The organism is Paenibacillus glycinis, assembly GCF_009909185.1.
GTDB classification, from domain to species: Bacteria; Bacillota; Bacilli; order Paenibacillales; family Paenibacillaceae; genus Paenibacillus_Z; species Paenibacillus_Z glycinis.
On record NZ_JAAAMV010000003.1, the window covers coordinates 377,184 to 391,944 of the forward strand.

Here is a 14,761-nt window from a genome sequence, read left to right on the forward strand (position 1 = left end):
ACGCAAAAAGGCCATCCTAAGGGGACCCTTAGAATGGCCTTTCGCCCGCGGCGCAGGCAGCCGTCGAGGCGCTCGTCTTCCGGCGAATTTGAACCTAATTGACAGTGAGATTGAAACCGGCCTGGATGAAATAGAGACTCGGATACGCAATGTTCCTGGCCGTCAATCCGGTAAACGTCGCGGAACCGTTATTCGTGTACGTGTAGATCGCGGCGCCCTTATGTTGGCCCGCAAAGCGCGACGTTGTGACCCCGTCGAGACCGGTTCCGTCGATCGTAACGTTATTGAAGTTTATATTTTGGAATCCGCCGCCATACCCGAACTGAATCGCGTCGCGCTGCGTGTTCAGAATGGTGACGTTGCTGACCGTTACGTTTTTGATCGAATCCGAGGATGCTTCCAGATCAATCGCGCCGCGTTCCCCGTTGTATAGGTCTTGGCTCGTGCCCGTATTGATCAGGGTGTTATCCGAGAACACGATGCCGGCGTTTTTTTGGAAATGGTAACCCGGAAATACGGTGTTCATGCGGAAACCGGATCCGCCGACCGTATCCACGATCAAGTTATGGGTAGCTTGGTGACCGCTTCCTCCGAAGAACGCGATCGCGGCCGCGCGCCAGTTATTTTCAATCGTGTTGAAGGTGAACGTGTCGTTTACCCCCATGACGGCGCCATTGGTGTTGTCCGTCCACACCGCAAGCGCATCATCGCCGTTATTGCGCAGACTCGAATTACGGACCGTCGAATTGCTCGTTCCTTGGCAGAAGTTGACGCCGTCGGCAAGATTGTTTCGGATACGGCTGTTTTCGATGAGCAGACCTTCGGCATGAATCGCCGGCGTATGCGCGTAGTCGGCTACCCAGAAGCCGCATTCAAAGTGTTCTTCCCAGATATCATGAATGCGGGAGTTGGTACCGAAGTTATCCATGAATGCTTTGTAAATGGCATTTTGGTTATAACGCGAGCGGAGATTCGAGTTCATGTAGACGTTACCGAAATCAAGTTGACCGCTGATGCGGAACGAGATCCCGCCCCCGGCCGCATTGGGATTCGTGAATTGGAGGTTCGTGTACCATATGCCCGCACCCGTGATCGTGAGGTTGTTGATCATGCTGCTGACAGTGCCGATCTGCCACATGCCGCTAAGATGGAACGTCCCTTCCGGAATGTACAGCGTTTTCCCCGAAGCGACCGCGGCGCTTTCGGCGGCGTCGAACGCGGCGAGATCGTCCTGTCCGTCGTTCGGTACGGCACCGTAATCGGTTACGGAAACCGAACCGGACGGACGCGCGATAGCGGTAGGAACGGCCTCGATTTCAAGGAAGTCGACCCCGTACTCCAAGCTGTCGCCGTTGTTCTTTTGAATGCGGATCGTGTCTCCTTGGCGGAGGGCCGTGTCGAGTTTGAAGTGCACCTCGTCGAAACGGAAAAGCGGACGTCCGCCTCCGGGCGCATCGGCAGGCTGGTCACTGGCGAAATACTGCCAGCTGTAATAGGAGGTCAACGAAATGGTTTTGGTTTTCGCGCCGTTTACATACACGTCGAGCGAACCGTTCGATCCCATGCCGTTACTCGAGTCCGGCATCGTAAACCGCATCGTTACGCCGGTTCCGCCTTCCCCCTGCCTGATCGTCCATTGCGCATAGGAGCCGTTCGAAGGGAGGGCCGCATAGCTTTGGCCGGAAGCCTCGGAAGCCGTCAGCGACTGATCGAACGTCGGGGCGGATTTCACGCTGGCGCCGCCGCCGAGGGATGCATCCTGCGTATCGTATCGCGTGTACGGCATGCTCGCGCCGCGCGCGGCATACGCGACCAAGTTCGCGGTACTCGTATTATTGGCTTGTTTCATGCTCACTTCGTTTGCATCGGCGGCAACGGTCGTGACGACCGCGTAACTGCCGTTCGCCGCGGTCCATGTTCCGGACAGCGCGACATTGGCGGATGCGCCCGCCGCGATAACGCCGCTGTAGGATCCCGCGAAGGATTGGACGGTTGAACCGGAAGCATTTTTAAGCGCCAGCGTGACGGCATGCGCGCCGCTTGCCGAAGCAAGGTTCCCTTGGTTCTTCAGATTGACCGTAAAGGAAACATTGTTGCCGACCACGGGATTATTCGGCGTCCATGATGCGCCGGCTACGAAATCGGAGCTCGGAACCGCAGCGACAACCAAGCTGGAGCTGCTTGTGTAGCTGTTATTGCTTTCGTTCAGCTCGATGACGGCATTCTCTTCGTCGACTTTCGCCGTCGGCGCGTAGGTGCCCGCCGATTGGGCCGCGACGCTCGCCGACGCGGCAGCCGTTGCGCCTGCCGCCAATGCCGCGACCGGGGCGGATCCGACTTTCGTCGCCCCTACGTAGAAATTAACCGTCGTGGCCCCCGAGGATGACGTGCCGTTATTTTTCACGACGGCGTTCAGCGTAATCGCGTCGGTTTCGATCGGCGAGGCCGGCGTCCAGGTCATGCTTGTAATCGCGAGGTCCGGATTCGGAGCCGGGGTGCCGATCACTTCGAACTCGGCGACTTGAGCGCCCGGCGCGCCGGAATTCGCCGTGATTTTCAATTGCACGTCGCTCGCTGTCGCGGTCACCGGAATCGTGATCGCGTTGCCGGAAGAAGGATTAAACGTGTAGGTTGCGGCAGCGGCGATCGTCGTGAACGCAGTGCCGCCTTGCTGTTTTCCCAGTACTTCGATCGTCTGGGTACGCGTCCCCCATGCCGCGTCGGGATTCAGCTTGACGCCGACGGACGAGATCGAAGCATTTGCCCCCAAGCTTACGGCAAGCGTAGCCGGATAGGCGCCGGATCCGCTTTCCCAATAGGTGGCGGCGCTGCCGTCGTTCGCATTTGCCGCGACAAACGCTTGCGTGTTTGACGATGCGCCAATCGTTTTGCCGACAGCGAGGTTCGTGCCGCTCGCGGCGCTGCCGTTACGCGTTACCGTATTGCTTGCGGCAGAGACGTTGCCGGCCGCGTCCTTCGCTTTCACGTAATAGCTCACCGTGGCCGCAGCCGGCTGGTTATCGGCGTACGTCAGCACGTTGCCGGCTACGGAGGCGCGCAGGCTGCCGTTCGCATAGATGTCGTAGCCCGTTACGCCGACATTGTCGGTCGAGGCGTTCCACGTCAGCTTGATTTGGTCGGAAGCGGGCATCGCGTAAGCCAAACTTGCCGGCGCAGACGGCGCTTGCGCATCCCCCGCCGCCGCAGAGCCGTAGACTTCGAATTCGGAAAACTGCGCGGCCGGCCAGGCTGTATTGGCCGTGACCGTCAATTTGATATAGCGAGCGGACGTTGCCGCGAAATTAATGGTGACCGTGTTGCTGCTCGCGGGATTGAATGCATAACTGGCCGAGCCTACGATGTCGGTATAGGCGGTATCGTTGGCGCTGCCGAGCACGGAAAGCGTTTGGGTTCGCGCTTCCCAGCCGGTCGGAAGTTTAAGCACGACTTGATTGACGGCATACGCGCTTCCCAGGTCTACGCGTATCGATTGGGGAAATGCATGATTCGTGCTTTCCCAGTAGGTGGCTTGATTGCCGTCGGTTACGTTTGTCGCCGCATAGACATCGTTATAGCCGGTAGCGGCGACCGGTTTGCCCGCCGATAGATTTGCGGCTGCATGGGCAGCGGGCGCCGCGATTCCTAGCTGAGCAAACAATAGCGCCATCATGAGAGCAACAAGCAGGCTTTTTGACGCATACGCTCGTTTGAATTGCAGTTTCATCAGCATTAGACCTCCTTATTTTGTGAACATGCGAAACGGCAAGAGGATAAAAAATTAGAAAGCGCTTCCCACTCCTTCAACGATTGGCATCCGGCCGCCTGAGCACTCGCCGCCACCTCCTAGCGACGACCGTTACCGTAATCATAACAAACCGGTTACGAAGAGCACGATGTGCATCGTTACTTAGTCCATGCGCAGAATTACACATTTCATACAATTTCAGGAAGGCGATCGCGCCGGAGCATAACGCGCTGTTCATTTTAAACCGCGGCATGCCAAGAAGACCTCTCGGCAAGGAAGAGGTCTTCTGCTCCGTCGAATATTTAACGATCGGCTACTGCCGCGGTACCGGCTTGCGGGTTATTTATCGTAGAACGGAAACAACAGCTTTTGGTTCTCTTCTTCGTACATGTTTTGCTTGGTAATGACGAGCGAGCCGGTATCGATGGCTTCCGGAACCGGTTTGCGGCGGATCGCGTCAACGGCCGTTTTGATGCTCAAATAGCCCATCTGGAAGGGCTTCTGGATGATCGTCGCCTGCATGACGCCTTCCTCCAGCTGCTTGATCTCGTCCACGGAGCTGTCGAAGCCGATGAGCGCGATCCGGTCCTGCAGCTTCAGCTCCCGGATCGCCCTGCCCGCGCCGACGCTTGCCGGCTCGTTCAAGCCGACGATGCCGCGCAGGTTGGGGTGCTGCCGGATAATGCGCTTCGCGATTTCATACGCATTCTCCCGTTGCCCCTCCGCATTGTACGTATCCAGCACCGTAATCCCCGGCCTGCGCTCCAGCACCGCGCGCGCGCCCCGCTCCCTGTCCTTCAAGGATGCGGCCGTCGCGGCGTAATTGATGATCGCGATTTCGGCCGGAGCCCGCAGCCGCCGGAGCATCTCCATGCCCGCCTCTTGGCCGGCCTTGCGGTTGTCCGTCGCGATGACGCTCTTCGCGATCTTCGAATCGATGCCGGAATCGACGATGAAGAAGTCGATGCCCTGCTTCGCCACCTGCTCGGAGACGGGCACGAGCCGGCTGGAATCGTTCGCGGCGAGGATGATCGCATCCGGCTTCTTGTCGATCGCCTCCCGAACGAGCGCGATCTGCTCGTCCACGTCCGCGTCCGTCCGCGAACCGGTCACTTCCACGGTCGCCCCGAATTCGCTCGCCGCGACCTCGATGCCGGCCTTCATGACCTGCCAGAATTCGATCGAATCGTCCGTCGATTTCACGATGACCTGTATCGCGATCGGATCATGCCCGGAGAATCGGGCAAAGCCGTAACGCGCCGTTCCCGCGAGCGCGCCGAGCACGGCGACAACCGCCAGGAACCACAGGATCAATCGATAGTTGCGCGCGACCATGGTTCACTCTCCCGAGGCGATGACAGCCCGATTTTTGGGGAACCGGATCACGACCGTGGTCCCGGCGCCCGGCTTGCTCTTGTAGCTGAGCCCGTACTGCGGGCCGAAGTAAAGCTGAAGCCGCTCGTGCACGTTGCGGACGCCGACGCCACGGCCTTCCGTCCGCTTGGCGCCCGGGAAGAGCAGCGTCCGGCAGGTTTCTTCGTCCATGCCGCTGCCGTTGTCCGCGACGACGAGCAGGATGTCGGCGTCCGTCTCCTCCGACGTGATCGTGATCCAGCCCGGTCCCCGTTTCTTCTTGATGCCGTGGTAGATCGCATTCTCCACGAGCGGTTGAAGGATGACCTTGATCGTCAGGTAATGCTGCACCGAATCGGCGACTTCGATCAGATAGTCGAGCTTATCGCTGTATCGCATCTTTTGAATCTTCAGGTAATTGGCGATATGCTCGATCTCGTTGCGGATCGGCACCAGCTCCTCGCCTTTGCTGATCGACGCGCGAAACAGCTTCGCGAGCGCCGACGTCATGGCGATCACCTCCTGCGGCTTGTCGCTTTGGGCCATCCAAACGATCGAATCGAGCGTGTTGTACAGGAAATGGGGATTGATCTGCGCCTGCAGCGCATTGATCTCGCTCTGCCGCTTCTGCTCCTGGTCCGAGATGATCTGCGACATCAGTTCTTTGATCTTGCCGACCATCAGATTGAACGCCCGCGCCAACCGGCCGATCTCGATCGTCCTCGGTACCGGGACGTGCAGGTCGAAATTGCCCTTCTCCACTTCCTTCATATATTTCTCGAGCTGGCGAATGGGCCGGCTCACGCGCCGCGACAGATAGACGGCGATCAGGATCGCGATGACGATGCAGACCGATCCGAGCACGGCGAAGCCGAGACGCATGCCGTCCTGATTGGCGACGAGCTCGTTCACGTAGGAGACGCCGACGATTTTCCAGCCGAAATCCGAGTCCTGCACCGTGTACATCCGGCTGTCGCGTCCTTCGTCGCTCGTGAACGTTCCGTTCTTGAGCTGCAATACCTTGTCGATCATCTCGGACTTCAGGTTGCTGTAGATCAACTGCTGCTGCGGGTGATAGACGATCCTGCCGTTCCGGTCGACGATGAACACATAGCCGCGCCGGCCGAGCTTGATGTCCTTCAGGATATCGTTCATGACGCTGAAGTTCAGATCGACCAGGAAAACGCCGAGGTCCTGCTTGCCGTCCGGGCTGATCAGTTCGCGGCTAAGCGAGACGACCCAGGGATAGCGATCCTTGAAAATCGGCTGCACGTGCGAGGAGGAGACGACATTCGCGCCGTCCGCGGCAAGCGCGTCCCGGTACCACGTCATGCTTTTGATGCCGGCGTAAGGGTTCAGTTCGAGATCCTTGCGGCCCAGCACGAACTTATCGTCGGCGCCGAATATGTTGACGGAGGAGATGTCGTTGCGCGACACGAGCATCGAGCCGAGAAAGTCGGCGATCGTCTCCTTCATCGCCTTCGCTTCTTCCGGATCGGCGTAGCCGGAGGAGAAATAGGCTTGCACCGTCCGGTTGTTGGCGACGAGGTCCGACATGTACATCATGCCGTTCACGTAGGATTCGATGTTCCGGTTCACCTGCTTCACCAGCTCCGTCGTGTAGGCTTGCGCGTTCGATTGCACGGATTCCCTGGACATGTAGTACGAGGTCACGCTCATGACCACGATCGCCATGAGAATGACAAAGACGAAGGCGAGCGCGATATTCGACTGAAAGCTGCGAAGCTTAAAAAAATATTTCATGGGGCATCACGCTTTCTTCGCCGCGAGCTTCAGGCGATAATCGGTCGGCGTGTCTCCGGCATGCTTCTTGAACGCGCCGCTGAAATAATGAGGGTCGCTGTAGCCGACCTCGTAAGCGATTTCATAGCTTTTCATCGCCGTCAGCCCGAGCAGCTCCTTCGCCCGTTCCATCCGTTCATGGGTGACGAACTCAATGAAGGTCTTTCCCGTGTGCTGCTTGAACAAGGCGCTGAAATAACTGGGGCTCATGGCTATATGCTTGCATGTCGAGATGAGCGAAAGCTCCGGATCATGAAATTGCCGCTTCACGTATTCGACGGCTTTCGCGACTTGGGATACGCTTTGGTTCTCGCGCATGCCGCGTATCGCGGTGACCGCCTTCCGGCAGAGGCGCCGCATCCACAGGTGCGTCTCGTCCAGCGAGCCGAGCGCCTCCAATTCCTGGACCGGACCGTCCGCCGTCTCCGTCAATTGCGTCGCGCTCTGGTCCAGCTCGTAGAAAGCGTGCATCAGCGTGAGCACGATCCGTTGCAGATACATCCGGCAGACCGGAATCGGCAGCAGCTGTTCGCGAATGTCGGCGAATAGCCCGTCGACCCAATCTTCCATCTCGTCGACCGTGCCCGTTTTCAACCGGGTGATCAGCTCGCTCTCCCACGCAATGACCGGCGGCATGCCGGGACGTTTGCGCCTTTCCAGATCGGAGAGCCGGATGATCGTGCCGGACCCGATAACGAACCGGTACTCCAAAGCGGACAAAGCTGTCCGATGGGCGGCCTGGACGTCGCCTAGCATGCCGCAGGGGCAGCCGACGCCGATCGAAACTTTCGCCGGCAGGATGGCCGTGACCGCCCGATGAATTGCCTCGGCGGTCGACAGCGCGCGTTCCTCGAGCTCCTCCGGATCGTCGCCGGACAGCAGCGCCAGCACGCGATTCTCGCGGTCCCGGAAGACGGCCGTTCCGTCGCGTCCGCCGACGATCTCTTGCGCGACGTTGAAGACCGCGAAGCGGATGAGCTGCTGGTCGGATACCGTAACCGGCCGCGCCCAATTGAATTCGTCCACGTCCATCGCCAGCTCGATCAACGCGTCGCCCTTCCAAGCGGTCCCGAAATATTGCCAGCCCTCGCGCTTTTCCTTCTCCGGCATCCTCGCCGTCATCATGCGTTCCAGAAACCGTTCTTTGAGCAGCGGCATATTCTCCGCCAGCTGTCGCTTGAGCTCCTCGTAGTCCCGCGCCTTGCTGCGCTCTTCGTCCATTTGGGCGCGCAGCTTAAGCAAGATGCCGCCGAGTTCATCCGGGGTAACCGGTTTCAAAATATAATCGACGGCTTGCAGCTTCACCGCCCGCTGCGCATAATCGAAGTCGTCATAGCCGGTGAGAATGACGACCTTCGCGGCGGGATGCCGCTCGGACAATTCCCGCGCCAGCTCCAGCCCGTCCATGAACGGCATCCCGATATCCGTCAGCACGACGTCGGCATGCTCCCTTGCCATGAATGCCAACGCTTCGATGCCGTCTTCGCAGGCGCCGACGCAGTCGTAGCCGAGCTCGGCCCAGTTCATCTGGCGCTTGATCGCTTCCCGCACCAGCACTTCGTCGTCCACGATCACGAGTTTGTACATGGCTATCCCCGCCTTGTCGTCGTATTCGAATTTCCCGATGCGCGCCGGTCCCGGCAGAGCGATGCCGCGTTCGGCTGCTCGGCGGCGACCGTACGGCCCCCGTATCCCGATTCGCTTCCTCCATCTTCCATTGTAACGCGAACGAGACGATTGCAAATGGGGTTTTCTCGCCTTTTAGTCGAATAATCTATGCAATTCGGGGGTTAGGCCCTGGCCGGTTGCGCAACGCCGGATGGCACGGCCTGCTCGACAAAAAGAACCCTGCGCATGCGGCTGCATATGCAGGGTTCCTCTCGTTTCGGCCTTCCCGAAGGTCGTGGTCGGCATTCGCGCATCGGCCGCGCCGAAGCAGCGCTCGATCCCGTTGACGCGGCCGCAGGACAATTCGTCATCGCGAATGGATCGTCGGGATCAACGACAGCCGACTCCATATATCCGTACCGCGATCATGGATTTAATATTCCCTTTGCGACGTCGGCTATGCGGCGAAGCTTTGCTTTATCGGTCAAGCTGCGCGTATGCACCCGCAGTCCAAGCATGCTGTTGTGCAAACTTTCCGCGAGATCCTCCGCGCGGAGCTTGGACGTGAATTCTCCGGACTGCTGTCCCTTGCGCACGATGTCCGCGAGCAGCGTTTCCCATTCCGCGAAACCCTCGCTTACCTTGGCTCGCGCCTCGGGATCCCAGGAGGCCAGCTCGACCGCCGTGTTCACGATCATGCAGCCCGCGGGACTGCCCTCTTCCATGCCTTGGATCATATAGTCGAACAAGAAATCGATGGCCTGCCTGGGAGCGGCGTTCAGGATGCCCGAGCGCAACCGGTTATCCGCTAAATTTCCGTACCGGTCCACCGCCATGAGATACAGTTTATGCTTATCGCCGAACGTATCGTACAAGCTCCTGCGATGAATGCCCATATGTTCGACGAGATCGTTGATCGACGTCTTCTCGTAGCCTTGCTCCCAGAACAGGCGCATCGCCTTCAAGAGCACGGCGTCTTCCTCGAATTCCTTGGTTCTAGCCATTTCTCTAGCCCCCTTCGATTCGATCTTACCATAATGAGAACAATCGGTAAACAATTCGCAGATACGTCCTTGGTTCCCGTTAGCGCGACGACCGAGCATCTTGAAGCAGCAATGAAGTTCGTCTCAGCGATTCATTATCGTAAAAAATAATTCTTTACTGATCGTTCCCAATAGGTTATGATGGGTTCGCGACCAACTAGAATGATCGTTCTCAATAGGAGTCGAACGCACTTGATCAGCTGACTGCGGCCGCTATGGCGGATAAGCGGCGATCCGCCCTGAACGACGTTCATGTCGGCTTGCACGACCATTTCGATGATTCAAATAAACGGCGAAGGAGCAATTCAAAATGACTACGAACACAAGCAATCTTACGGGGAAAGTCGCTTTCATTACCGGGGGCAACCGCGGAATCGGTCTGGAAACGGCACGCGAATTAGGCAAGCTCGGCGCCCAAGTCGTCATCGGCGCACGCGATGCGGAGAAGGGCAAGACCGCGGCGGAAACGCTCGTTGCCGAAGGCATCCGCGCGGAGAGCATCCGCTTCGACGTGCTGCGTCCCGAAGATCGTCAAGCCGCGTACGACTATTTCGGCCAACGTTACGGAAAGCTCGATATCTTGGTCAATAATGCCGGCGTGCAAAAGGAAATCGAACATCTGGCGCCCATTAACGAAACCAGCACCGTCTCGCCGGAAATCATGCGCGAAACGTTCGAAGCGAATTTCTTCACCCTGGTCGAGCTGACGCAGAAGCTGCTGCCTTTGATCCGCAAGTCGCCCGAAGGCCGCATCGTCAATCTGTCGAGCGTGCTGGGTTCCCTTAACCTGCATACCAATCCCGAAGCCCAAATCTACGACGTGAAAATATTCGCTTACGATGCGTCCAAAGCGGCGGTCAATATGTTCACGATTCATCTCGCGCACGAACTCCGCGATACGCCGATCAAGGTCAACTCCGCTCACCCGGGCTGGGTTAAGACCGAAATCGGCGGCAAATATGCCGAGATCGACGTTACGGAAGGCAGCAAGACGAGCGTGATGCTGGCGACGCTGCCGGCGGACGGACCGTCCGGCCAATTCTTCTTCATGGACAATCAGCTGCCTTGGTAATGCTGCCGAGTGCTATGCCGTAAGCAGAACCGAATCGATGCCGCACGAAAGGAGAGGGCCCCCGAACGTTATCGGAGGCCCTCTCTATTTACCCTTACCCTCGGGAACCGCAATCAGAGATTCTTAATGGCGAGCAGCGCGTCGACGGGCGGGTGATCGGCACCGAACGTATTGACGAATACCGGATTGCGCCGATCGTGCTGTCCTTTCATGATGGTCACTTCATAGCCCATCCTCTCGAATTCTTCGGGCTCCCAGCCGCTGCGATGCATTTGAAACACCTCGCCGTTCAATCCGTAAAGATCGACGTTTTCCTGCGGAAAAAAACCGCGCGGCGTAAAGACGATCACTTGCTTCCTCGCGATGGTCTCCGCTTCCCGCAGCATATCGAGCGCTTCTTGCTTTGGAAAATGCTCGATCGAATCCACGAAGGATACCGCCGAGAATGAATTCGGGACGAACAGCCTGCCTATGGCATGCGCGTCGGCGTTCAGCGGGATGACATGCCCGGATTTCGTCGCGCGGTTGAGCAGATATGGCCGATGAATATCCAGCGCGACGATATGCGCATAAGGAAGATCATCCAATATCAAACACGGGCCGCATCCGACGTCGAGCAAGCTTTCCGTATCGGTCAGCTTCCGACGCAGAAGAGCCAGAAAATCTTGACGTTCTATTTCTTGGGCCAATGGCCTCGCCTCCTTCGCTTCACCTGAACTATCAAGCCTGTCCGAGCTGCGTAAACAGCGGATACTTTACTATATGAATCCCTATTCGCGCGCGCTTGGACGGATTCGGCCTGATATGAACTTCGCGGTCGGTTCGGGCCGATGGATGAACGCCGCAGCTCATCCAATCCCGTAACAAGCAAGGTCAGATCGAGGGTTGGATCGAAGTCGGGGCCGGGTCATCGGCGCGGCGCGGCGCGCCGCGCTAGGAACAAATCGCTGCGCGTGCATTTCCGGACCGTCCCGTCGCAGCCGAAATCGATGAGCGCGGCGATGCATGCGAAAAGCTTCCGGTTAGAATTTCACGCCGCCTTCCTGCAGGCCGGATACGAACTTCTTCGTCATGCTCAGGAACAGCATGATCATCGGAATGACCGTCAACACGCCGCCGGCGGCCATCAAGCCCCAGTTGGTGCCGTATTTGCTCGTGAAATTCAAGTACGCCACGGACACGGTTTTCATCCCGTCGGATTGCAGGATCGCGTTGGACAAGAAGATCTCGTTCCAGCTGCTGAGCGTCGTGAACAGCGCCACCACCGTAAAGGCGGGCTTCGCCAGCGGCAGGATGATCGCGAAGAACGCCCGCGCCTGATTGCAGCCGTCCACGGTCGCCGACTCCAGCAAATCCTTCGGAATGCCGATCATGAACGCCCGCAGCAGGAAGACGTTGAACGCGAACCCCCCGCCCACGTAAGGAATGATCACGCCCCAATAATTGTCGATCAATCCGAGCTTCACCGTCATGAAGAAGATCGGAATGAAGCCGATCGGCATGCTCATCGTCACGAACAGGTAAGCAAGGAAAACGCCGCCTCCCGGCGTCTTCATGAACGTAAGGCCGTAAGCGGCGAGTCCGCACACGACGCACATGAGAATGACCGTGATGCCCGTCACCGCGACGGTATTCAGATAGGCGACGTTATAATGTCCCTTCTCCCACGCCGTCGCGAAGTTGTCCGTCGTCCAGCGAAGCGGCCAGCCGAGCGGATTCTTGATGATCTCGGACTTCTTTTTGAAGGCGTTGAGAAACAGGAAGATCATCGGGAACAACGAGAACGCCGCTGCCAGAAGAAGAGGCAGATGTCGCCAGTTCGGCCGGATACGCATCAGACATCCCATCCTTTCTTCTTGCGGAGGTAGCCGTAGACCGCGATCAGCACGACCGCGATGAACGTTTGGAGCAGGGCGACCATCGAACCGTAGCCGGCTTGCCGGCCGGTGGTGCTCAGCTTGTAGTAATACGTCGACAGCGTTTCGGTCGCATGCGCCGGTCCGCCGCCGGTCATGACGTAGACCATCTCGAACGCCCCGAAGGAGTTCAGGACGGTCAGCATCGTGACGATGACCAGCGTCGGCCGAAGCTGCGGCAGGATGATGTTCCATATGATGCGGAAGCGCCCCGCCCCGTCGATCTTCGCCGCTTCTTCGAGCGACTTGTCGTTCTGGGTCATGGCCGCGAGCAGCCATACGACGTTGCCGCCGAAGCCTTTCCACATATCGGCGATCAGCACGAAGAAGATGGACAACGACGGAATGGTCAACCCCGGGATGTCGATGAATCCGACGCCCGCTTTATCCAAATAAAAGTTCATGCCGCTGAACGGATTGTACAGCCAAAGCCAGATCTGTCCGGCAACCGTCACTGTGATGATCGAAGTCGAGAAGTAGATCGATTGGTAGACCGTTTGTCCGCGCTTGATCTTGTTCAAGAGATACGCGAGGAAGAAGGCGAACAGGGTCGGGACGGTCACCCAGAATAACGCCCACTTGATATTGTTCAGAAAGGCCGCGCCGACGATGGAATCATGGAAGAGCTGCTTGAAGTTATCCAGGCCGTTGAAGGTCGGCATGCTCAGTCCGTTCCATTCCGTAAAAGGCAGATAAAGCGATAGGACCGCCGGAATGGCGACCGCGAAGATATGGAACAGCAGGCCGGGCAGTACGAATAGCCAGCCGCGCGCATTTTTCAATCGGGAGCGTTTCTTGACTTCGGCCACGCGCCACCTCTCCTATTCCTTGAAGTTTGACGGAAAAGCGCGATTCGACCATCCGAACCGCGCTTCCCGACGAGGCGCGATCAGTAGTTCGCCAGATCGAAGATCCGGTTCTCGGCGACGTCCTGCTCCTTCTTCTGCTGCAGATCGGCCAGCCAGGCTTCCACGGTCGTTTTCTTCAGGTACACGCTCGGAAAGTCGGATTCGAGCACCTGCACGACCCGCGGAGGTCCGTAGGACCAAGCCACGTATCCGCTTTTGCCCTCTTTGGCGGCGTCGTTGATCATGTCGAGCGCCTTGGACACGTTCGGCTTCAGGTCCATCGCGCCGTAATCCGTCTCGATCGGCTCCGGAATGCCGTGCTGCGCCATCGTCTTCACGACCTCCGGACTGAAGAACTCGTTCAGCAGCTCCGCGACCGCATCCTTATGCTCCGATTGGGCGTTGATGACGAGACCGCCGCCGACGCCCAGCGGGATGACCGGCGTGCCGTCGTTCTTCCAGCTCGGGAACTGAGCGAAGTCGATATCGAAATCGGGTTCGTTGTCGGCGGCGAGACTCCAGGTTCCGTCCAAGCGCATCGCCGCCTTGCCCGTCAAGAACAACTGCATGCTGTCGTCCTGGGAAATCGCGTACGATTTCTTGTCGGTCACGTAACCGGCGTTCCAGAAATCGCTGTAGCGCTGAATGGCTTCGACGATGGACGGATCGGTCCATTTCGTGTCGCCGGAGAACAGCTGCTTCGTGCCGTCCGGGCCGAGCACGCCGTTCACGATGCTGGTCACCCACCAATCGTCGACGCCCGGATTATCCGAAGACCCCCATGCGAAAGGCATGATGCCCTTCGCCTTGATTTTCGGGACCAGCGCCATCAGCTCGTCGTAGTCGGTCGGAATCGTCCAGCCGTTGTCCTTGAACATCGACTCGTTGTACATGAGAATCAAGCCTTCGTAATTCCACGGAATGCCGATCGCTTTGTCGTCCTCGACGTAGGCGTTCTTCGCCCATTTGTACATCGTCGCATCCCAGCCGTATTTCGAATAATACGCGTCGAGCGGCGCGAGATAATTGCTCTTGTAGCGCTCTTTGGCCGCCGACGGATCCATCAGCATCAGGTCCGTCGCCTCTCCGGAGACGAGCGCGGCGGCGAGGGTCTGATCGTCCTTCATGGTGACTTGCTCGAGTTTGATGTTCGGATGCTTGTCCTCGTACGCATCGTACATGGTTTGAAGCGCGGAGCTTTCTTCGCCCCAGATCTCGGCGTCGGGCACTTTGAGCGTGAACGATTCCTCGGCCTCTTGGCCGTTCGCGTCCCCGTTCGCCTTGCCGTCCTTCGAGGACGAGGAGCATGCCGACAGCGCGAAAACGGATGCGAGCGCAAGTACGGTCAACAGTTTCGGAAAACGATGATTCAT

10 protein-coding genes are annotated in these 14,761 nt (G+C 58.2%); 1 reads left to right on the forward strand and 9 read right to left on the reverse strand.

The window, feature by feature from the left end; genetic code table 11:
* Positions 1-94: 94 nt before the first annotated feature.
* The 5 genes from GT019_RS08320 to GT019_RS08340 form a co-directional block, all read right to left on the reverse strand.
* A complete protein-coding gene (locus tag GT019_RS08320) occupies positions 95-3,724 on the reverse strand; it encodes a discoidin domain-containing protein (RefSeq protein ID WP_235947239.1) in 3,630 nt (1,209 codons plus the stop codon).
* Positions 3,725-4,084: 360 nt separating this feature from the next.
* Positions 4,085-5,080: a substrate-binding domain-containing protein gene (locus GT019_RS08325; RefSeq protein ID WP_161742651.1), complete on the reverse strand. Its 996-nt coding sequence runs from the start codon at positions 5,078-5,080 to the stop codon at positions 4,085-4,087.
* 3 nt (positions 5,081-5,083) lie between these two features.
* Positions 5,084-6,862 (reverse strand): cache domain-containing sensor histidine kinase, encoded by a 1,779-nt coding sequence (locus GT019_RS08330; protein WP_161742652.1) that lies wholly within the window; start codon positions 6,860-6,862, stop codon positions 5,084-5,086.
* Positions 6,863-6,868: 6 nt separating this feature from the next.
* Positions 6,869-8,488 carry a response regulator gene (locus GT019_RS08335; protein ID WP_161742653.1) on the reverse strand — a complete coding sequence of 540 codons (1,620 nt, stop codon included), beginning with the start codon at positions 8,486-8,488 and terminating at the stop codon, positions 6,869-6,871.
* Between the two features lie 446 nt (positions 8,489-8,934).
* Positions 8,935-9,513: a TetR/AcrR family transcriptional regulator gene (locus GT019_RS08340; RefSeq protein WP_161742654.1), complete on the reverse strand. Its 579-nt coding sequence runs from the start codon at positions 9,511-9,513 to the stop codon at positions 8,935-8,937.
* Positions 9,514-9,862: 349 nt separating this feature from the next.
* Here GT019_RS08340 and GT019_RS08345 point away from each other — a divergent pair, with 349 nt between their 5' ends.
* Positions 9,863-10,624 carry an SDR family oxidoreductase gene (locus GT019_RS08345; protein ID WP_161742655.1) on the forward strand — a complete coding sequence of 254 codons (762 nt, stop codon included), beginning with the start codon at positions 9,863-9,865 and terminating at the stop codon, positions 10,622-10,624.
* Between the two features lie 113 nt (positions 10,625-10,737).
* Here the strand turns inward: GT019_RS08345 and GT019_RS08350 are convergent, their stop codons facing one another.
* The 4 genes from GT019_RS08350 to GT019_RS08365 form a co-directional block, all read right to left on the reverse strand.
* A complete protein-coding gene (locus GT019_RS08350; RefSeq protein ID WP_161742656.1) occupies positions 10,738-11,313 on the reverse strand; it encodes a class I SAM-dependent methyltransferase in 576 nt (191 codons plus the stop codon).
* A gap of 333 nt (positions 11,314-11,646) precedes the next feature.
* Positions 11,647-12,459: a carbohydrate ABC transporter permease gene (locus tag GT019_RS08355; RefSeq protein WP_161742657.1), complete on the reverse strand. Its 813-nt coding sequence runs from the start codon at positions 12,457-12,459 to the stop codon at positions 11,647-11,649.
* Positions 12,459-13,349 carry a carbohydrate ABC transporter permease gene (locus GT019_RS08360; protein ID WP_161742658.1) on the reverse strand — a complete coding sequence of 297 codons (891 nt, stop codon included), beginning with the start codon at positions 13,347-13,349 and terminating at the stop codon, positions 12,459-12,461. The genes GT019_RS08355 and GT019_RS08360 overlap by 1 nt, the downstream gene beginning before the upstream one ends.
* Before the next feature lie 80 nt (positions 13,350-13,429).
* Positions 13,430-14,761 carry an ABC transporter substrate-binding protein gene (locus GT019_RS08365; protein WP_161742659.1) on the reverse strand — a complete coding sequence of 444 codons (1,332 nt, stop codon included), beginning with the start codon at positions 14,759-14,761 and terminating at the stop codon, positions 13,430-13,432.

What these genes read in the sequence shown, in the direction of transcription:
- GT019_RS08320 (WP_235947239.1), bottom strand. Translation starts at nt 3,724, where the DNA reads ATGAAACTGCAATTCAAACGAGCGTATGCGTCAAAAAGCCTGCTTGTT.
- GT019_RS08325 (WP_161742651.1), bottom strand. Translation starts at nt 5,080, where the DNA reads ATGGTCGCGCGCAACTATCGATTGATCCTGTGGTTCCTGGCGGTTGTC.
- GT019_RS08330 (WP_161742652.1), bottom strand. Translation starts at nt 6,862, where the DNA reads ATGAAATATTTTTTTAAGCTTCGCAGCTTTCAGTCGAATATCGCGCTC.
- GT019_RS08335 (WP_161742653.1), bottom strand. Translation starts at nt 8,488, where the DNA reads ATGTACAAACTCGTGATCGTGGACGACGAAGTGCTGGTGCGGGAAGCG.
- GT019_RS08340 (WP_161742654.1), bottom strand. Translation starts at nt 9,513, where the DNA reads ATGGCTAGAACCAAGGAATTCGAGGAAGACGCCGTGCTCTTGAAGGCG.
- GT019_RS08345 (WP_161742655.1), top strand. Translation starts at nt 9,863, where the DNA reads ATGACTACGAACACAAGCAATCTTACGGGGAAAGTCGCTTTCATTACC.
- GT019_RS08355 (WP_161742657.1), bottom strand. Translation starts at nt 12,459, where the DNA reads ATGCGTATCCGGCCGAACTGGCGACATCTGCCTCTTCTTCTGGCAGCG.
- GT019_RS08365 (WP_161742659.1), bottom strand. Translation starts at nt 14,761, where the DNA reads ATGAATCATCGTTTTCCGAAACTGTTGACCGTACTTGCGCTCGCATCC.